Origin of the sequence: Streptomyces sp. NBC_00576 (assembly GCF_036345175.1) — a bacterium.
GTDB lineage: Bacteria > Actinomycetota > Actinomycetes > Streptomycetales > Streptomycetaceae > Streptomyces.
In genome coordinates, this window is record NZ_CP107780.1 from 7,351,954 (window position 1) to 7,373,153 (window position 21,200).

Sequence of the window (21,200 nt, forward strand, 5' to 3'; positions counted from 1 at the left end):
GTGAAATGTCCCGCGTTACGTCCCGCGTGCGTCCCGACGTACGTCCCGGAAGCAGAAGGAGGCGCCCCGATGGCTCGTCCCGCCGACTGGAGCGCGCTCGGCATGGGCGGTGACCCCACCCCGGGCGACGCCGCCCGGATCGACGAGATCATCACCTCGCAGGGCGCCCTGGTCACCCTGGCGGACACCATCGACTCCGGACTGACGGAGATCAAGAACACCACGGACGGCGCCTTCATCGGCGAGACCGCGGACGCGCTGCGCAAGGTGATCGACGGCGATCTGCGCAACTACGTCACCACGTTCCGCCAGGCCCACGAGGACGCCCAGGCAGCGCTGCGGACCTTCGTCGGCGTGATGCTCACCCAGCAGCAGCGGGCCGACGCCGCCCTGACCGCGGCGGCCGCGCTGGCCGAGGACGACGACGCGGGACGCGAGACGCACAAGGCCACCGCCGAGGACGCCAAGGACGTCCTGTCACAGGCCGCCGACACTGCGGCGAGCGCGCTGACCACGGCGGCGGAGAGCATCGCCTCGCCGATCGACGAGTGCGAGGAGTTCTGGAAGGCGCTGGGCTGGCTGGCGCTGATCCTCATCATCCCCGCGATCATCGTCGGCGGCCCGCTGGCGCTGTTCGCCATCGGGCTCAACGTCGCACTGCTGATCAAGACGGCGGTGGACTTCTCCCAGGGCAAGGCGAGCGTCACCCAACTGGTGCTCTCCATCCTGGGTGTCATCGCGCCCACCACCAAGGGCATCAACGTCGGCGCGGTGTTCAAGGGGCTGAAGGGGGCCGGTGTCTCCGCCTTCCAGGGCGGCAAGAACCTGCTCCTGGGCGGGCCCAACGCGCTCGGGCTGCTCGGCCGCATGACGTTCGGCGTCGACGACGCCTTCCGGGCCACCGGGGTCTGGCTGAACGGCGGCCTGCGCGGCATCAACGGGGTGAAGTTTACGCCCCTGATGTTCATGCCGGGGCTGAAGGGCTTCACCATGGGCGGGGCCGGCCTGGGCAAGGGCTTCGGTGTCGTCCCGGTGGCCAGCGAGCTGACCGTCATCAACCTGCTGGGTGTGAAGAGCTTCTTCGCGGTGCGCACCGTGATCAGCGGCCTCAACGGCATCGGGCGGCTCGGCGGTTCGCTGGGCAGCGCGATGCTGAACGGCGTGCGCGGGCTCAACGGGCTGCGGTTCTTCCTGCCGGTCGCCGCGGACGAGATGGGCAACGGCCTGCTCTTCGCGCTCAGGATCGGCTTCATCGACCGCGGCGTCTTCGGCATGTACCGGTACGGGGCCTTCGCCGGGGGCCAGTTCCTCGGCATGTCGAGCAAGATCAGCGGCGCCGCCGCGTCGGGGCTCACGCTGCTGCGGCCCGGTGCCGACCTGGGTGGCCTCTCGCACGTCAACCTGACCGGCTTCACCCCCACCCCGGCCGGCGGGCTCGGCTCGGGGCTGACGAGCCTGCCGCCGCTCAACCTGTCGCCCACGTTCGGCAACATCAACCTCACCGGCGGTCTGAGCGGGCTCGGCGGGTCCTTCACCGCGCCCGTGCCCGCCATCAGCGCCCGCATCACCGACCTGCCGGCCGTCTCCGGGCTGAGCGGCGTGCACGTGCCCCGGCTGGGCGGGCTCGGCAGCGTCAACGTGCCCCAGCTGAGCGGGCTCGGCAGCGTGAGCATGCCGCAGCTGGGGCAGATCAGCCAGGTCGGGGCGGTCGGCGTGACCGGGCTCCGGGGCGCCGACCTCGCCGTGGGGGACATCGCGGCCGTCGGCGTCGCCCGGATCGACGTACCGAGTCTGGGTTCGGTGGCGTCCGGGCCGACCGCGGTGCGGGTGGACATGCCGTCGATGGACGCGCGGGTGACCGACATCCCGTCGGTGAACGGCCTCGGGTCTGTGTCGACGCCGTCCGTCGGCCATTTCGACGTCCCGGCCGTCTCCCAGGTCAACGTGGGCACGGTGGGCCTCGGGCAGGTCAACGTGCCCGCGGTGAACATGGGAGGCGTGCCGGACGTCCCCGCGGTGGGCGTGCACCAGGTCGGCACGCCGAGCCTGGGTGCGCTGTCGACCGGCCCGACGACCGTACGGGTGGACGCCCCGGCGATGTCCGCGCGGCTGACCGACATTTCCTCGGTGAACGGCATCGGCTCGACCCTGGGGCGCGTCGACGTCCCGTCGGTCGGCAGCGTGAACGTGCCGTCCGTCGGCCGCGTCGACGTCCCGGCCACCGGAACCGTGAACCTGAACATGTCGACGGCGGGCAGGGTGGACGTCCCGGCCTCCGGAATCGTGAACGTGCCGTCCGTCGGCCGCGTCGACGTCCCCTCGGTCGGCAGCGTGAACGTGCCGTCCGTCAACCGCATCGACATCCCGGCCACCGGAACCGTGAACCTGAACATGTCCACGGCCGGCCGCGTCGATATCCCGGCCACCGGCAGCATGAACGCGCCGTCCGTCGGCCGCCTGGACATCCCGGCCGGCGGCGGCGTGAACCTGCCGTCCGTCGGCCGCTTCGACATCCCGGCCACCGGAAACGTGAACGGGCCGGGGGCAATCGTGTCGGACGTCCCGGCCGGGGCCGCCCACGTGGAGGTACCGCCCGTCGCGGCCGCCGGCCGGGTGGACGTGCCCGTCAGCGGCACGCCCGCGGTGAACCCGGCGCCGGCGAACGCGCTGGGGGGGACCCCGGCACCGGGCGGCGTCCAGCACACCGCCACGGGCGGGCTCGACGGCAGCCCGGCCACGCACGTCCCGCCGCCCGGCACCGGGGGACCGGCCAGGAACGGCACCCCGGGCCTGCCGGGCAACGACAGCCTCATCGTCGACCTGCCGAAGCTCGGCCGCGTCGACCTGACGGCCTTCCGCGACCAGCACCGCAACATCCGGGTCTTCATGCAGCAGGGCGAGCCGTCCCTCGACTTCCAGCACACCTTCACGAACATCCCCGGGCTGCCCAACGTGCGGGTCGAGGTCACCCCGACGGCCAACGGGCCGCGGGTCGTCCCGGCCACCCCGGGGGTCCAGGCGACGTACCAGACCCCGCAGGGCGGCGGCGACCAGTTCCTCCGGGTGGAGCACGACCTCGGGAACGGCTCGGTCCAGCAGACGGACTATTACCTGAACGCCGCCCGCAACCACCAGCAGATCGGCACCAGGGTCGTCGAGGGCATCGAACTCCGGCCCCTCACGAACCAGGCCCCGCCGCCGAGCACCTCCATGGCCGGATCCTCCGGATCCAGCAACGCGCCCGCCCACTCGGTCAATGTGCCCGGCCTGGACGGCGTCCGCGTGGACATCACTCCCGGGTCCCTCCCGAACATCGTCAACCCGAACGGCATCCAGGGGCTGCGCGCGGAACGAACAGGCCAGGGGGACATCGTCCGCATCGAGCACGTCAACGGGGGCGAGACCCGCCACTGGGACTTCGACGTGGACAAGAACGGCACCCGACTGGTCGGCGACGAGCGCCAGATCACCCTGCAGGGCGGCCACTTCGGGGCTACGACGGTCAGAATCGACGTCCTGGCCGGCGACACCGGCGGCCTACGGCACTTCAACGCGAACGGCGTGCCCCAGCCGGGCGGTGTCACTCGGGTCGGCGGCAATTACCACGTCCCCGGCGGCCCCCACAACAGAACGGTCGTCTACGACGGTCAGTTCACGCACGCCTACGACGAACTCCCGCTGACCGGGGGCGCGTTGAACGGCGGGCGCCTCCAGATCAACCCCGACGGCACGGCCCACCCGACCGGTCAGCCCGGTGTGAACGTCACCATCCTGCCGAACGACGGCGGCTTCCACGTGCCGGAGGCGAACAGCAACTCGCTGAGGGTGTACACGGCCGACGGCGGTTACGTCCACCGGGTGCTGCCACTGCAGGGTGGCGGCGGCGGCATGATCCGCTTCCCGGAGCCCAACCGTACGGATCACCACCTCCTGGCCGCAGACGGCACCCCGGTGGACGGTGCCCGCGTCGTCCCGCAGCCGGGCAATGGCAGCTTCCGGATCGACAACGGCGCCACCCGGCCGCACACCGTCATCGACAACGCCGGCGTTCACACCCACGACGCCCGGATGCTCAACGGCGGTACGGCGCACGGCCAGTTCGTCCACACCCCGGTACCGGGCCAGCCGGCCGTGCTCATCCGTACCGACGCCACCGGGGCGGTGCCCCAGACGGGGAGCGGTGTCACTCTGGTCGGCGGCAATTACCACGTCCCCGGCCCCCACAACAGAACGGTCGTCTACGACGGTCAGTTCACGCACGCCTACGACGAACTCCCGCTGACCGGGGGCGCGTTGAACGGCGGGCGCCTCCAGATCAATTCCGACGGCACGGTTCACCCGACCGGTCAGCCCGGTGTGAACGTCACCGTCCTGCCGAACGACGGCGGCTTCCACGTGCCGGAGACGAACGGCAACTCGCTGAGGGTGTACACGGCCGACGGCGGCTATGTCCACCGGGTGCTGCCACTGCAGGGTGACGGCGGCGGCATGATCCGCTTCCCGGAGCCCAACCGTACGGATCACCACCTCCTGGCCGCAGACGGCACCCCGGTGGACGGTGCCCGCGTCGTCCCGCAGCCGGGCAATGGCAGCTTCCGGATCGACAACGGCGCCACCCGGCCGCACACCGTCATCGACAACGCCGGCGTTCACACCCACGACGCCCGGATGCTCAACGGCGGTGCAGCGCGCGGGCAGTTCGTCCACACCCCGGTACCGGGCCAGCCGGCCGTGATCATCCGTACCGACGCCACCGGGGCGGTGCCCCAGACGGGGAGCGGTGTCACTCTGGTCGGCGGCAATTACCACGTCCCCGGCCCCCACAACAGAACGGTCGTCTACGACGGTCAGTTCACGCACGCCTACGACGAACTCCCGCTGACCGGGGGCGCGTTGAACGGCGGGCGCCTCCAGATCAACCCCGACGGCACGGCCCGCCTGGACGGTCACACGACCGCGACCGCCATCCCCCAGCCGGGCGACGGCAACGGCTTCCGCATCGTCCGCGGCAACGACCACGTCGCCGTGGGCGTCGACGGCGCCCACACCGCCAACGTCCGGGTACTGACCGGCGGCACCGCCCCGCACGCGAACGGCGAGTTCGTCCACACGCCGGCCGGCGGGCCTGCCGTACTCAGGCAGGCCGACGGCACCGTCATCCCGAACTCCAACCTCACGGTCCGCGCCGACGGCAGCTTCCTCGTCGAGCACCCGGGCTCCATCCGGGTCCACCGAGCGGCGGACGGCACGGTCGACATCGACACCGTCCGGCTCCAGAACGCGGCCGGTGCGCCGATCGGCCAGAACGTCCGCCTCCACGACGGCCGGCCCATGGAGGTGCTGGACAACAACCTCGCCGAGATACCGAACGTCAAGGTCACCGCGCGACCCGGCGGCGGCCACCGCGTGGAACAGGCGAACGGCAACTTCGAGTTGTACGGCAACAACGGCAGGCCGGATCACTCCGTCGTCGGCACCGGCCAGGGCAACGTCTTCCGCGTCAGCGACGGGACCGGCACGCACCTCTACGACACCGTCCAGCTCGGCGACGGCATCGGCACCCGCTTCCTGCGCACGGACCTCAACCAGCTCAGGGTCCTGGACGGCAACCTGACCCCGACGCCCGGCACCGTCACCCGCGAGAACGGCCAGTTCAAGGTCGCCGGCACCGGCGCCCCGCACCAGGGCGAGTTCAAGCTGTACGACGCCGACGGGCGGCTCGCCTCCCAGCGGATCAACGTCATCCACGAGGGTCAGATCAAGCCCGACCAGCGCATCGAGGTGACCTACCCGAACCCGGCCGCGGGCGGCGCCAAGCCGACCTGGGAGCGGATTCACCTGGACGCGGCCGGCAACCCGACACCCCGGAACGGGGACCGGCCCTGGTACGACGGCGGGACGGTCGACCCCAAGGGCAGCGACCACGGGCGGGTCCGGCTGCTCGGCCACTCCGGCGCCGAGGTGTTCGAGCGCCGCCCGCTGCCGTTCGGCAACGGCCACTCGATCGACGCGTACCACTCCTCCGCCGGGGCCGGTGCCTTCGGCCGCTTCAACCAGCGCGGTGTGTGGACCGAGTTCGACGGGGCCGGCGTGGCGACCCGCCACGGCACCCGGCACTGGGGCGAGAGCGGCCGCAGCTATTTCGACGTCACCACGGCCCGGGGTGTCGACACCCGCGTCCACCACTTCCAGCAGAACCCCGACGGCGGCCATGTGCTGGCGAACCTGGACCGCACGGTCTGGACACAGAGCGCGGGCCGCAGCGACTGGCACCGGTTCGACGCGGACTACAACCACCTGGCGGAAGGGTCCAGGAAGTGGGGTCCCGGCCGGGGCTGGAAGGACACCATGAACCACCCGAAGACGAACGCGTCGACCGTCGTCCACGAGAAGTTCGGCCGCTTCACCCCGACCCCGCACGACGTACGCCGCTACTTCCAGGTGGAGATGGGCGCGGACGGCATCCCCAAGCGGGACTGGATGTCCCACTCGGCGCACGGCAAGGAGAACGGCCGTGGCACGACGCTGAGCAACGGCGACTTCCTGGAGACCCAACGTCTCGCCGAGCAGCGCCCGCCGTTCTTCGCCCGCTGGGCGATGAGCGGGGACTACCGGGCCACGAGCCTGGCCAACGCGAGCTGGCTGCGGTTCGACGGCAGGTACCAGATCCACGAGTGGAAGCTGACACCCGCCGCCGGCGGAATCCCCGATCGGGGCGTGCGGTTCGTCAGCATGAGCGGCGTCACGACGGACATCGCGAGGAACGGCGAGGTCGTCCGGGTGACCGGCAAGGTGTCGAGCGGCAACGACCTCACCGTCGGCGACGTCCCGCTGCCGACCAGGCCGGATGGCACGCAGGTCGCGCGGGTCAACAACTACCTGCCCTGGTCGGAGGGCGCGGGCAAGCTCAACGGCCACCGTACGTACGTGGCGAACGACTTCACCGTGCCGCACGGCTATCAGCGCGACAACATCCTCTTCCAGGACCGCTTCACCACCAACCGGGCCGACGGCAACTGGTACGCCGACGCGAACAAGCAGTGGGAGGTCGCCCGGACCGGCTTCAAGGACGGCACGGTGATCGAGTACCGGCCCACCCCCGCCGTCCGCCCGGACGGCGCGGCGGGCAACGGGGACATCGCCTTCCGGCAGAACTTCCACGCCGGCAACGGCGACTGGACCAAGTACGACCCGCACGGCATGGTCGTCGGCCGCCAGGACACCTGGCCCGACCCGGCCGCCGGGGGCGCCAACAACACCATCACGATCACCGCCACGGGCCCGGCGGGCGCGAAGACCCTGACTTGGGAGGGCCCGAACGGCACCACCGGTCCCCGGGTGACGGAGCACAAGCGGGGCATGGAGACCTGGGCCTGGGACAAGGAGTCGTTCCAGGACTTCGAACGGGGGCTGGCCGGCGAGCAGCGGCTGATCCGCGAGCACCGGCTCCTCGGGGACGGCACCACCGTCGACGCCTGGCGCGTCAGCCGGGACCCGAACACCGGCGCCGAGACCTGGCAGTGGAACAAGATCGACCGGCACGGCAACGTCATGGACTTCGGCGGCGGCGTCCCGAACCGGGTCCGCAACTGGATCGACTCCAACGGCACCGTGCTCCCCGGCTGGCGGCAGGACGCCCGTTGGCAGGACCAGGTGGCGACCCCGGACCCGAACAACCCGGCCACCATCAACCACATGACCGTGCAGGAGATCCCGGCCCGCCCGGCCACCGGCGCGATCCACAGCTGGGCCACCGACGCGCCGTTCCGGGTGCGCGAGTACGTGTCGGACGTTGGCGGCACCTTCAACTCCAACGTGTGGAAGGAGTTCGACAACGGCATCGACATCCGCCGCAAGACCGACCTCGGCGACAACACCTTCCTGGAGAGCGAGGAGTGGCACAAGCAGTGGCGCCGCTACGGCGGGCCGACCGGCACGACACTCCTCGAACAGCGCGCCATCTCCGGATACATCTGGAACACCGACACCTTCGGCCGGACCTCGCTCATCGGCCGCGAGACCAACTACATCGGCGCGCTGGGCGAGTACCGCGGCTTCAGCCGGATGTGGCGCGAGCCCAACCGCTGGGACTTCGGCCGCAGCGTCGGCGGCGAGGCCGTGTACACCCCGTTCGCCGGGAAGGCCGCCCAGATGCTGGCCGTCGAGATGGGCCAGGAGTGGCTGCTCGACTTCAGCATGAACCTGGTGGTCTACGGCATCGTCGCGGCCGCCACCGGTGGCGAGTTCGGCTGGAACGACGTTGCCAAGGCGGCCTTCGGCGCGACCATCAGCGCGGGCGTCAAGGGCACCATCTCGGCCGGACACCTCGCCACCTTCAGGGGCGGCCCCTGGAAGACCGGCCTTGGCCAGATGGACATGGGCCAGCCCTACCCCCGGCGCCCCAACGACGACGGCTGGCAGGGCGAGTTCGCCGGCAACGAGAAGGTCACCCGCTGGCGCTCCGGTACGTACGACTTCGGCGTCGGCATGCTCGGCGGCGCCCTGTCCGGCTTCATCGGCGGCAGCGCGAGCGCGGCGATCTTCGGCGTGAAGGACAAGGACGGCAACACCGTCCACCTCTACGGCACCGACGCGCTGCTGGTGGGCGCGGCCGGTGCGGCGGCCGGTGTGATCGGCGGCATCACCACCGGCCTCGCCCGGACGATCATCACCCAGAACATCGCCGGACGCTGGTACCACCGGCAGGGCTTCTTCGACATCTTCGTGGTGGCCGGGATGGGCAAGATGGTCGACAAGATCTTCTCCAACATGTACTTGAGCACGGTGGTCCGCGACTCGGTCGTCGGGGGCAACGGCTGGAACGGCGGCGGTGGAGTATGACGGACCAGATCATCAGGGTCGCGCCCAAGGGCCGGGGCGCCCACCGCAGCATCGCCTCGGCGCTCGCCGCCGCGCCCGCCGGCGCGGTCGTCACCGTCGCGCCCGGCGAGTACGAGGAGATCCTGCGGCTCGACCGGCGCGTCACGCTGGAGCCGGAGTACGGACCCGGCTCGGTCGTCCTGCGGGCCCCCTCGGGGACCGCCCTCACCGTCACCGCCCCGGAGTGCCTGCTGACCGGTTTGGTACTGCGCGGCGCCGACCCCATGGAGGCGCTGATCCGGGTCGAGGACGCGGCCGGGCTCAGCCTGGAGGACTGCCGGCTCAGCCACGGCCGGGTCGAGGTGCTCGGCTCCCCGGACGGCTCCGGAGCCGTCGCCAACGCCTCCCTGGACCTCGACAGCGATCTCGCCGCCGAACTGGCGGACCCGCTGGGCGGCGGCGTACTGGTGCTGCGCAGGACCCGCCTCAGCGGCGCCCAGCACACCGCGCTGCATCTCGCCGGAGACGCCCGCGCCCGCGTCGAGGACACGGTGATCGAGTCGGTCGAGGGCATCGGCGCCGTGCTGTCCGGAACGGCCGTACTGCTCGCCGAACGGCTACGGATCCAGGAGAACTCCGGGTCCGCGCTGCGGGCCCGCGGCGCCTCCCGACTGCTGGTGCGCGACGCGCGCCTGGTGGGAGCCGGACGCAGCGGCGTCCTCGTCCAGGACACCGCCGAGGCGCTGCTGGTGGAGTGCCGGATCGAGGGCGTGGCCCGCTCCGGTGTCCACGTCTCGCACGAGGCACGGGCCGAGCTGACCGACTGCCGGATCACCGGGGCGGGCGGCCACGGCCTGGAAGCAGGCGACGCGGCCCGGCTCACGGCACGCGGCTGCCATGTGCTGGACCCGGCGGGCCACGGGCTGCTGGCGGCCGGCGGCACGACGGTGACGCTGACCGACTCGCTGTTCGCCCGCACGGGCGGCTCAGCGCTGCACCTGGACGAGCGGGCGGTCGCGGTGGTGACCGGCTGCCGGGTGACCGGCAGCGGGGAGCACGCGCTGGCGGCCGCCGGGAGCGCGCAGGCCGACGTCACCCGGACCACACTGGCCGGGGCACGGGCCTGCGGAGCGCAGGTGGACGACGAGGCACAGGTGATGCTGGCAGCCGTACGCGTGGAGGGCGGCGAGACGGGCGTACGGGTGCGCTCCGGCCGGGAGTCGCAGCTCCTGGACTGCTCGGTGACCGGTCAGCGGCGGGGCGGTGTCGAGCTGGCGGCCGACGCGGTCGCCGTGCTGCGCGGCACCCGCATCGCCGAGGTGGGCGGCGCGGGCGTGACCGTCGACACCGGGGCACGGCTGGTCATGGAGGGCGGCGGGGTGTCCGGGGCGGGGGCCGGCGGCCTGGTCCTGGGGCGGAAGGCGCAGGCCGAGGTGCGGGGCGCACGGATCGAGGGCACCGGCAAGAACGGCATCCTCGTCGGCGAGGAGTCCGGCGGCACCTTCGACCATTGCGATGTGTCGTCCACGGCGTTCCCCGCGCTGCACATGGCCCGGGGCGCCACCCCGCGGTTCCGGGGCTGCCGGGTCTTCGACTGCGGCCACGACGCGCAACTCGCCGAGGGCGCCGAGCCGGTGTTCGAGGACTGCGCCGCGATCCGGGTCGGCACGGCCCTGCTCCCGGCGCTCTCGGACCTGCCGACGGCCCCGGCCGTACCCCGCACACCTGCGGGGACCTCGACCACCCCCGCCGAGCCGGCGGCCGGCACCCCCGGCCTGGCCCAGCAGGGCGAGCCCGAACCCGAGCCGGAGACCCTGGAGGACCTGCTCGCCGAGCTGAACGAACTCGTCGGCCTGGACGGCGTCAAACGGGACGTCGGCGGCATGGCCAAACTGATGCAGACCGTACGGCTGCGCGAGCAGGCGGGCCTGCCCGCCCCGCCGCTCAGCCGCCACCTGGTCTTCGCCGGCAACCCCGGCACCGGCAAGACGACTGTCGCCCGCCTCTACGGCCGCCTCCTCAAGGCACTTGGCCTGCTCGCCCGCGGCCATCTGGTCGAGGTCGACCGCAGCGCTCTCGTCGGCGAGTACGTCGGCCACACCGGCCCGAAGACCACCGAGGCCTTCCACCGCGCCCGGGGTGGCGTCCTCTTCATCGACGAGGCGTACGCCCTGGTCCCGGCCGGGAACGCGAACGACTTCGGCGTCGAGGCGATCGCCACCCTGGTCAAGCTGATGGAGGACCACCGGGACGAGGTCGTCGTCATCGCCGCCGGATACCCGGACGACATGGAGCGCTTCATCGGCTCCAACCCCGGCCTGTCCTCCCGCTTCACCCGCAGTCTGGTCTTCGCCGACTATTCCACGGCCGAACTGGTCAGCATCGTCGAGCACCACGCCCAGCGCCACCAGTACGAACTCAGCACGGCCGCCCGCAAGGCACTGACCGAGCACGTCGAACTCATCCCGCGCAACGCCCAGTTCGGCAACGGCCGCACGGCCCGTCAGCTCTTCCAGCGCATGACGGAACGTCAGGCCATGCGGGTCGCCGAGCTGACCGCGCCCGAGGCGGCACAACTCGTGCTGCTGGACGAACAGGACCTGCCCCAGCCCGCCACCCCCGTCTGACCGGCCCCCTCCCTCCAACGGCCCCCACCCCGACTCACCGGAGCAATCCCGATGCCCACGCAGTCACCGAAGCCCTCGAAATCCCCGAAGCAGTCGAACAAGCAGCCGAAGGGCTTCTCGGAGGCGTTCGTCCGCAAGCCCGCCCGCTCGCCCCGCGGTCTCGTCCCCGGGCGGCGGGTCTGGATCAGCCTGGGCTGGGGCGGGGTCGCGGTCGTCGTCCTCGCCCTCGGCGTTCCGCTCATCGGCGGCGACGCGCTCACCTCGGGGGACAGCGACAAGGTGACAGCAGCCGAGGCCATCCCGGGCTCACCCTCACCCACCCCCACCCCCAGCCCCACTCCCAGCCCCACTCCCACCCCTTCGCCCACACCCACGCCCACCCGGACCGAGTCCACCCCCACCCCCACGGCAGTGGTTCAGCCCCCTCCGGCCGCCGTCATACCGGAGACCCCGTACGCCGCACCGGTCACGTCGGCGCCGGCCGCCGGTGCGGGATCCGGAGGCGGCACAGAGAAAGAGGTGACCAAGCCGCAGGTGAAGACCGCGGCGACCGCCGTACAGGCGCTGGCCACCCGGGATCCGGGCCGGCACGTCTGCTACCGGGTCTATGTGGAGAACCTCGGCTGGCAGGCCGCGGTGTGCGACGGCGCCACCGCCGGTACGGTGGGCCAGGAGAGGCCGGTCAAGGCGCTCAACGTCGCGGTGTCCGGCACCAACGGCACGGCTGCCAGCGCCTACGTCCACAACCCGAACTCGACCGACGGCAAGGGCCACTTCAACGCGCCGTGGAAGGGCGCGGTCGACGGCATCGACCTCTACATCGGCAGCGCCAAGAACAGCGCCCCGGACATGCTGGGCTTCGCCATCAACGTCGACAACAGCAACAGCGTCATCTGCCAGACCTCGCACGTCCACAACGAGGGCTGGCACGGCATGCTCTGCGACGAACCCGGCGGGGAGAACCTGATCTTCGGCGGGACCCTCAGCAACGACCTGTGGCTCGAAGCCGTCAAGTTCACCGTGTGAGGTGACCTCGGCGGGCAAGAGCCGAATTGCCCCCGGGGAGAACTCGTCTGCTCGGCAACCGCCACCCGCGAAAACCCGGTGACAGCCGGACAGCCCCGGAACCTGCCCCTTGATCGTCGGGGGAGTGTCCGGGGCTGTGGCGTGCGAGTGAAAACCCGGTCTGACCAGCAAAAAGGCCCTCCCGAAGGAGAGCTGAGACTTGCGCCCCCGGCAGGACTCGAACCTGCGGCCAAGCGCTTAGAAGGCGCCTGCTCTATCCACTGAGCTACGGGGGCCGGATGTGGTGGCCTCGGTCGTGGTGGACCCGGGTGTGGGTCGGTCCTTGACGTTGCCGCAGACAAGGATAGGGCTCCCGGGTCCTTGTCCTGGTTCCTTCGCCTCCGTGGCTCAATGTGGAGGTTCAGTGAAGCGGTCCTGATAATCGCAGGCAGGTACGAATCGTGCACCGCTTTTGCCGTCTCGCGCATCGGGTGTTGTGCACTCGTTATGCCTGGACTGCGCCTACGTCCCAGTCGTCCCTTCCATCCCTTGTGTCCTATCGGCGCGCAGACATGCCTATATGCTTCAGAATTCCCCTAAAATTGGGCATTCTTCACATGTGGTGACCTTGGACGTACGGCCTCAGCTGCTCGACGCACTCTCCGCCCTGCGCGACCGTGTCGCCGCCGCACGCTTCCCGCTGCCCCTGGCGGGGGCTCCACGCGCGCGTGCCAACCGCGACGAACTGCTCGCGCAACTCGACGACTACTTGGTGCCCCGCCTGAGAGAACCTGAAGCGCCCTTGCTCGCCGTTGTGGGCGGGTCCACCGGGGCCGGCAAGTCGACCCTCGTCAACTCCCTTGTGGGACGCCGGGTCAGCGAGGCCGGCGTACTGCGGCCCACGACCCGGACGCCGGTGCTGGTCTGCCATCCCGAGGACCATCACTGGTTCAGCGGGATGCGGGTGCTGCCCGACCTCACACGCGTGTGGGTGCCCCAACAGGAGCCGGGACAGGACCCCGGCGACAATCTGCTGCTCCCCGGCGAGGACGGGTCGCGCGTGCTGCGTGTCGAGACCGCCGAGAGCCTGCCGCGCGGGCTCGCCCTCCTCGACGCCCCCGACGTCGATTCCCTCGTTGCCGACAACCGCGTCCTCGCCGCCGAACTGATCTGCGCCGCCGACATCTGGATCATGGTCACCACGGCGGCCCGGTACGCCGACGCCGTCCCCTGGCATCTCCTGCGCACCGCCAAGGAATACCGGGCCTCCCTCGTCACCGTCCTCGACCGGGTGCCCCACCAGGTGGTGGCCGAGGTGTCCCGGCAGTACGGCGCCCTCCTCACCAAGGCAGGCCTCGGCGACGTACCGCGCTTCACCGTGCCCGAACTGCCCGAGTCCGCCTGTGGCGGTGGGCTCCTTCCGGCCACCGCGGTGGCGCCGTTGCGCGCCTGGCTCACCCAGCAGGCGCAGGATCCGGCCAGCCGCCAACAGGCCATGGCCCGTACGGCGTACGGCGTCCTCGACTCCCTCAAGTCCCGCCTGCCCGAGCTGGCCGGCGCCGCCGCCGCACAGTACTCGGCGTCGCTGCGCCTCACCGCGGCCGTCGACGGGGCCTACGACAGCGAGCACGCGCGCGTACGGGGGCGTTTGCAGGCCGGCGCCGTCCTCGCCGGGGACGCGTTGAAGAGGTGGCGCGCCTTTCCGCTCGACTGCTCCGCGGGCGAACTCCTCGACGCCCTCGTGGAGAGCCTTTGCGCCCTCCTGCTCTGCTCCGTCACAGCCGCCGACGAACGCATCGACGACGCCTGGCGCCGTGAACCCGCTGCGGACGCCCCGGGACTGACGGGCCGTGACCCGTCCCAGGAGAGCGCCGAACACCGCATCGGGATGGCCGTACGGAGGTGGCGGCGCGAGCTGGAGGAATACGCCGAAGACGAGCTGCGCGTCCTCGACCGGAGTGCCGCCCCGGACGTCGAGGCGGTCGCCGCGCTCGTCGCCACCGCGCTGCTGGGCGGCCGGCGGGCCCGGTCCGCGGGCGAGGGGCTCGCCGAGCGCATCGGAGCCCACGGCGCCCTGCGGCTGCGCGACCGCGGCGGACGGCTGCTCACCGACCACCTGGACCGGGTCATGCACACCGAACGCGAGCGCCGCCTCGCCCCGCTCGACGCCCTCGACGTCCATCCGGAGCCCCAGGCCGAACTCATCGCCGCGCTGTCCGTACTGCAGAAGGAGAGGTGACCGCGGTGACCGCCGTCACTGACCACGACCACCACGACGCCTCGGCCGAAAACGCGCCTCCACGGGAGGGCCTTTCCGACGGCGACAAGGCCAAGGCCGAGGACAAGGCCGAGGACAAGGATCAGACGGAGAAGGGGGAGAACGAAGAGCAGAAGGAGGGCGACAAGAAGGGTAGAGAGAAGAAGAAAGACGGGGAGAAGAAGGGCAGCGAGGGCGGCGCCCCCGGGAAGGCGTCTTCCGCCGATGCCGATGCCGATGCCGATGCCGATGGCGATGGCGGTGTCGATAGCGATGTCGATGGAGACGGACACGTGCGCGTGGCGGGCGATTCCGACTCCGGCGCCCGCTCCAGCCACGAGGGCCCCCCCGAGGACGCCCATACAGATCCCCGTCCAGACCCCCGTCCGGAATCCGAGTCCTCCGGCGCCTGGGACGACGGACTCATCGCCCGCCGCGTGTCCGAGACGGACCCTCCCGTGCGCGAGACGGTCGTCGAGACCAGGGTCTCCAGCAGCGTCCCCCAGCCCGTGATGCCGCTCGCCTACGACGGGCCGCTGCGCTCCCGACTCGATGCGCTCCGCGAGCTCGTGGGGCTGTCCCGTACCCGGCTCGACAGCAGAACGCTCGCCGAGGCCGGCCGGGTCCTCGACGAGGCGGTGGCCCGGCGCAGGCTCTCTGGGGAGCACACCGTCGTCGCCATCGCGGGCGCCACCGGCAGTGGCAAGTCCCAGCTGTTCAACGCCCTCGCCGGAGTCGCCATTTCGGAGACCGGCGTACGCCGGCCGACCACCGCCGCACCCATCGCGTGCAGTTGGAGCGACGGCGCCGCGACCCTCATCGACCGGCTCGGCATCCCGGGACGTCTGCGCCGGCGCCCCCTGCAGAGCGCGGAGGCGGAGGCGCAACTGCGCGGCCTGGTGCTGATCGACCTGCCCGACCACGACTCGGCGGCCGTCCAGCACCGCGAACAGGTGGACCGCGTACTGGCACTGGTCGACGCGGTCATCTGGGTCGTCGATCCGGAGAAGTACGCGGATGCCGTGCTCCACGAGCGCTATCTGCGGCCCATGGCCGGGCACGCCGAGGTCATGTTCGTCGTCCTCAACCAGGTGGACCGGCTCCCCGGTGAGGCCGCCCATCAGGTCCTCGACGACCTGCGGCGACTGCTCGACGAGGACGGCATCGCCCTGGGGGAGTACGGCGAACCGGGCGCCACCGTACTGGCGCTGTCCGCGCTAACCGGGGACGGCATCGGCGAACTGCGCGAGGCGCTCGGGCAGTTCGTGGGCGAGCGCGGGGCCGCGGCACGCCGGATCTCGGCCGACCTCGACGCCGCAGCGTGGCAGATGCGGTCCGTGTACGCCACCGGCCGCCGCGCCGGGCTGAGTGAACGGGCCCGGGACGAGTTCTCCGACCGGCTCGCCGACGCGGTGGGCGCCACCGCCGCCGGCCAGGCCGCCGAACGAGTCTGGCTGCGCAACGCCAACCGCGCCTGCGGCACCCCGTGGCTGCGGCTGTTGCGCTGGTGCCAGGACCGGCGTGAACCCTTCACCGGCCGCTTCCCCGTACGCGAGCAACCGGACGAGGAGGCCACGGCCCGCCAGCGTGTCGAACAGGCGGTGCGTACGGTCGCGGAACGGGCGTCCGCCGGACTGCCCGCGCCGTGGGCGCTGGCGGTGCGCGAGGCGGCCGTACGGGGAGCACAGGGCCTGCCCGAGGCGCTGGACGAGCTGGCGGCGCGGGCCGGGACGCCCTCGGGTCGGCCGCCCCGGCCGCCACGGCCGGGCTGGTGGCCGGTCGCCGTGCTGGCGCAGGCGTCCATGACGCTCCTTCAGGTCGTCGGCGGGCTGTGGCTGATGGCCCAGATCGTCGGGGCCATGGCGCCGAACCTGGGGGTGCCGGTGCTGTTGATGTCGGTGGGCATCGTCGGCGGTCCGGGCGTGGAGTGGAGCTGCGGGCTGGCGGCTCGCGGACCGGCCCGCCGGTACGGCCTGGAAGCGGAACGGCGGCTGCGGGAAGCGGCGGCAGGCTGCGGCCGGGCCCGGGTGCTGGATCCGGTGGCGGCGGAACTGCTGCGGTATCGCGAGGTACGGGAGCAGTACGCGCGGGTCACGGGGGCCCGGGCGGGGGTGGGGTGAGCGCGGGGGAACCGCGGTCGGGGGCCCGCGGGTTCGTGCCTGCGCGGACGCATGTGCGTATGTGCGTTCGGTCGGAGGGTGGAGAGATCGGCAGGTCACAGGGGTCGGACCCCGGAGGGGTGACGTGAGAAGGAGACGTGGGTCCCTCGGTCGGGTGACGGAGTTTTCCACAACCGGCCGGTAGTCCACAGGGCTCAGCGGGCTCGGCCCGGCGGATGCATTCTGGCTTCGCGGCGATCACGACGGACGCGGTCGACGCGAAGCGGTGACCGGAGAAGTTCACGGTCGCCGTGCCGGACAACAGGCGTACGGGACGGGCCCGTACGGGTATCCGCCCGGCGCGAGTGCGCCGGAGCCGGGAGGGGTGGTTCGCGTGAACGAGACGATGGTGTGCGCGGTGGGCAACGTGGCGACGCATCCGGTGTACCGCGATCTAGCGTCGGGGGCGTCGTCGAGGTTCCGGCTCGCGGTGACCTCGCGCTATTGGGACCGCGAGAAGAACGCGTGGACGGACGGACACACCAACTTCTTCACGGTGTGGGCGAACCGAGCCCTCGCGACGAACGTCGGGGCATCCCTGTCGGTGGGCGAACAGGTCATCGTGCAGGGCCGGTTGAAGGTGCGCACCGAGATGCGCGACGGGCAGAGCTGGACATCGGCGGAGATCGACGCCGTGGCGATCGGCCACGACCTCGCGCGGGGCACGTCTGCCTTCCGGCGCTCCGCCGGCCCACTCAAGGGCGAGGCCGCGGCACCGGCCCGCCCCGAACCCAGTTGGGAGACCCCGGTGGCCGACGAGGGCGGGGCGGGAGCCCAACATCGGCGGGAGCCGGCGGCGGTGACATGACATCGGACGGGACGTCAGATCACGGCGGGCGCGGGCACTGACCGAACTGAGGCTTATCGGTGAACTGACCGCCATACGGATGATCTTGGCGATAACAATTCCGAGTCGGATCGGTTATCCGATGACAGGACTGGGAAGTGCGGTGCGCCACATCCCTAGGATGCCCGGATAGCTCACGGGGCTTCTGATGCTGCTGGTGGGACCGCACCCCCCACGTCAATGAGTCCTGCTCGAAGGGGAATTCTGTGTTTTCTTCGTTCTCCGCGCTGTCCGGGCGCGGGCGAGCGGCGGCGGCCCGGCTCGCCGCCGCGACGATGGTGTCGGGTCTCGCGGTCACCGGCGCGCTGGTCACCGCCGGTAACGCCGTCGCTGACGGGACTCCGCAGCAGCAGGGCGGGGCGACCGCCACCATAGGCGGGCTGAAGACGTACGGCGCGGCCGTCGTCCACGGGGCCGACGGGGACGAGCAGGTCTCCGCGGGCCTGTTCGAGATGTCCGTCGACAACGGCGGCATGCTGCAGACGTACGGCGTCGACCTGTACAACCCGACGCAGAAGGACGCCAAGTACCAGGAGACCTCCTGGAGCGGCACCTCCCTGGGTGCCGACAAGGATGCGGGCAGGATTCGCTGGATCCTGCAGAACTCCTATCCGCAGGTGAACGACCTCGCGGCGCTGGCCGGCCGGGCGGGTGCGGCCGGCCTCACCGAGCAGGACGCGGCGGCGGGCACCCAGGTGGCCATCTGGCGCTACTCGGACGGTGCGGACGTGGACGCCGTGGACCCGCGGGCCGAGAAGCTCGCGGACTATCTGGAGAAGAACGCGCGGAGTGTCGCGGAGCCCGAGGCCTCGCTGACCCTTGACCCGCCCGCGGTCTCCGGCCACCCCGGTGAGCGGCTCGGACCGGTCACAGTGCACACCGGCGCGGACAGCGTCACGGTGATACCGCCCGCCGACGCCGCGACGAGCGGGGTACGGGTCGTCGACCAGGATGGCAAGGCCGTCACGTCCGTGGTCGACGGCGGCCAGGTGTTCTTCGAGGTGCCCGAGGACGCGCTGGACGGTTCGGCCGCCCTGAGCGTCCAGGCCTCGACCAGCGTGCCGGTCGGCCGCGCCTTCACCTCCGACAGCAGAAGCCAGACCCAGATCCTCGCCGGCTCCAGCGAGTCCACGGTCTCGGCGACGGCGACCGCGAACTGGGCGGCCACGGGTCCCGTCCCCGCGTTGTCGGCGCAGAAGAACTGTGCAAAGGACGGCGTGGACATCACGGCCGCCAACAAGGGCGACGAGGCGTTCACCTTCCAGCTGATGGGCTTCGAGCACACCATCGAGGCCGGGGCGTCGCGGACAGTGACAATCCCCTTGCAGGAGGACCAGCCGTACGACCTCACGATTCTGGGGCCGAACCGCTTCGAGCAGCGGTTCACGGGTGTCCTCGACTGCGAGACCCAGGGCAGCGCGAGCGGCGACGCGGTCCAGACGCTCAGCGAGCCGAGCCCGGCCCTGGCGGGCGGCACCCCCGCCGGGGGCGTCAACCTGGCCGAGACCGGCAGCTCCAGTGCGACACCGATGATCGCGGGCATCGCGATCGTCCTGCTGGTGATCGGCGGCGGCGTGGTGCTCCTGGTCGGCAAGAAGGAGCCGCGCGGGGCAGGCCCCCGCAAGTGAGTGTGAGCGACATCGCACCTTGACAACGCAACAGTGTGTGACCGCGCGGTGACCCACTGAACCAGTCGGCCCCTGCCCGCCTGCCAGGCGCCCGGGGCCGCTGACGTACTCGTTTCCCTGCGGGGGTGGCGGTCAGGCAAGATGGGGTGTATCCCACCACTGCCAGATTTCAAGCTGCCGGACGGTTTCTCTTGGCTGAGTACATTTACACCATGCGCAAGACGCGCAAGGCGCACGGCGACAAGGTCATCCTTGACGACGTGACGCTGAGCTTCCTGCCCGGCGCGAAGATCGGTGTGGTCGGCCCGAACGGTGCCGGTAAGTCCACCGTTCTCAAGATCATGGCGGGCCTTGAGCAGCCGTCCAACGGAGACGCCTTCCTGTCGCCCGGCTACACGGTCGGCATGCTCCTTCAGGAGCCGCCCCTCGACGAGTCCAAGACCGTGCTGGAGAACGTCCAGGACGGCGCCGCCGAGATCATGGGCAAGCTCCGGCGCTTCAACGAGGTCGCCGAACTCATGGCGACGGACTACTCGGACGCGCTCCTCGACGAGATGGGCAAGCTCCAGGAGGACCTGGACCACGCCAACGCGTGGGACCTGGACACCCAGTTGGAGCAGGCCATGGACGCCCTGGGCTGCCCGCCCGGCGACTGGCCCGTCACCAACCTCTCCGGCGGTGAGCGTCGCCGCGTGGCGCTGTGCAAACTGCTCCTGGAAGCCCCCGACCTGCTGCTCCTCGACGAGCCCACCAACCACCTGGACGCCGAGTCCGTGCAGTGGCTGGAGCAGCACCTCGCCAAGTACCCCGGCACCGTCGTCGCCGTGACCCACGACAGGTACTTCCTGGACAACGTCGCCGGCTGGATCCTGGAGCTCGACCGCGGTCGCGCCATCGGCTACGAGGGCAACTACTCGACGTACCTGGAGAGCAAGGCCTCCCGGCTCAAGGTCGAGGGCCAGAAGGACGCCAAGCGCGCCAAGCGGCTCAAGGAAGAACTCGACTGGGTGCGGTCCAACGCCAAGGGGCGTCAGGTCAAGTCCAAGGCCCGTCTCGCCCGTTACGAGGAGATGGCCGCCGAGGCGGACAAGATGCGGAAGCTGGACTTCGACGAGATCCAGATCCCGCCGGGCCCGCGGCTGGGCTCGATCGTCGTCGAGGTCAACAACCTCTCCAAGGGCTTCGGCGAGAAGCTCCTCATCGACGACCTGTCCTTCACGCTGCCGCGCAACGGCATCGTCGGCGTCATCGGCCCCAACGGTGCCGGCAAGACGACCCTCTTCAAGATGATCCAGGGTCTGGAGACACCGGACTCCGGTTCGATCAAGGTCGGCGACACCGTCAAGATCTCGTACGTCGACCAGAGCCGCGAGAACATCGACCCGAAGAAGTCGCTGTGGGCCGTCGTCTCGGACGAGCTGGACTACATCAACGTCGGCCAGGTCGAGATGCCGTCCCGCGCGTACGTCTCCGCCTTCGGCTTCAAGGGCCCGGACCAGCAGAAGCCGGCCGGCGTCCTCTCCGGCGGTGAGCGCAACCGTCTGAACCTCGCGCTCACCCTCAAGCAGGGCGGCAACCTGCTGCTCCTCGACGAACCGACCAACGACCTCGACGTGGAGACCCTGTCCTCGCTCGAGAACGCGCTCCTCGAGTTCCCGGGTGCCGCGGTGGTCGTCTCCCACGACCGGTGGTTCCTCGACCGAGTGGCGACGCACATCCTCGCTTACGAGGGCGAGTCCAAGTGGTTCTGGTTCGAGGGCAACTTCGAGTCCTACGAGAAGAACAAGATCGAGCGGCTCGGCGCCGACGCCGCCCGCCCGCATCGCGCCACCTACAAGAAGCTGACCCGGGACTGAT

Annotated in this window: 8 protein-coding genes and 1 tRNA gene; 8 read left to right on the plus strand and 1 reads right to left on the minus strand. The window is 71.1% G+C overall.

What is annotated here, in order from left to right:
• Positions 1-69 precede the first annotated feature (69 nt).
• Genes OG734_RS32100 through OG734_RS32110 form a run of 3 tightly spaced genes read left to right on the plus strand, consistent with a single transcriptional unit; the run spans position 70 to position 12,473 of the window.
• Positions 70-8,841: a hypothetical protein gene (locus tag OG734_RS32100; protein ID WP_330290928.1), complete on the plus strand. Its 8,772-nt coding sequence runs from the start codon at positions 70-72 to the stop codon at positions 8,839-8,841.
• Positions 8,838-11,447, plus strand: coding sequence for a right-handed parallel beta-helix repeat-containing protein (locus tag OG734_RS32105; protein ID WP_330290929.1), 2,610 nt, complete (start codon positions 8,838-8,840; stop codon positions 11,445-11,447). Before OG734_RS32100 ends, OG734_RS32105 begins: the two co-directional genes overlap by 4 nt.
• 51 nt (positions 11,448-11,498) lie before the next feature.
• Positions 11,499-12,473, plus strand: coding sequence for a hypothetical protein (locus OG734_RS32110; protein WP_330290930.1), 975 nt, complete (start codon positions 11,499-11,501; stop codon positions 12,471-12,473).
• A gap of 202 nt (positions 12,474-12,675) precedes the next feature.
• Here OG734_RS32110 and OG734_RS32115 read toward each other — a convergent pair.
• Positions 12,676-12,748: transfer RNA gene (locus OG734_RS32115), tRNA-Arg, on the minus strand.
• A 323-nt stretch (positions 12,749-13,071) separates the two neighbouring features.
• On the opposite strand from OG734_RS32115, the gene OG734_RS32120 reads away from it, so the two are divergent.
• From OG734_RS32120 to ettA, 5 genes are all read left to right on the plus strand, one after another.
• Positions 13,072-14,691, plus strand: a complete 1,620-nt coding sequence (locus OG734_RS32120) for a dynamin family protein (RefSeq protein ID WP_330290931.1) — start codon at positions 13,072-13,074, stop codon at positions 14,689-14,691.
• A 5-nt stretch (positions 14,692-14,696) separates the two neighbouring features.
• Positions 14,697-16,829 (plus strand): YfjP family GTPase, encoded by a 2,133-nt coding sequence (locus OG734_RS32125; RefSeq protein WP_330290932.1) that lies wholly within the window; start codon positions 14,697-14,699, stop codon positions 16,827-16,829.
• 373 nt (positions 16,830-17,202) lie between these two features.
• Positions 17,203-17,676 carry a single-stranded DNA-binding protein gene (locus OG734_RS32130; RefSeq protein WP_330290933.1) on the plus strand — a complete coding sequence of 158 codons (474 nt, stop codon included), beginning with the start codon at positions 17,203-17,205 and terminating at the stop codon, positions 17,674-17,676.
• Positions 17,677-17,921: 245 nt separating this feature from the next.
• The gene (locus tag OG734_RS32135; protein WP_330290934.1) at positions 17,922-19,343 is read left to right on the plus strand and encodes a TQXA domain-containing protein; all 1,422 of its coding nucleotides are present in this window, start codon (positions 17,922-17,924) and stop codon (positions 19,341-19,343) included.
• A gap of 191 nt (positions 19,344-19,534) precedes the next feature.
• Positions 19,535-21,199 (plus strand): energy-dependent translational throttle protein EttA, encoded by a 1,665-nt coding sequence (ettA, locus tag OG734_RS32140; protein WP_330290935.1) that lies wholly within the window; start codon positions 19,535-19,537, stop codon positions 21,197-21,199.
• Position 21,200: the final 1 nt, after the last annotated feature.

What these genes read in the sequence shown, in the direction of transcription:
- OG734_RS32100 (WP_330290928.1), top strand. Translation starts at nt 70, where the DNA reads ATGGCTCGTCCCGCCGACTGGAGCGCGCTCGGCATGGGCGGTGACCCC.
- OG734_RS32105 (WP_330290929.1), top strand. Translation starts at nt 8,838, where the DNA reads ATGACGGACCAGATCATCAGGGTCGCGCCCAAGGGCCGGGGCGCCCAC.
- OG734_RS32110 (WP_330290930.1), top strand. Translation starts at nt 11,499, where the DNA reads ATGCCCACGCAGTCACCGAAGCCCTCGAAATCCCCGAAGCAGTCGAAC.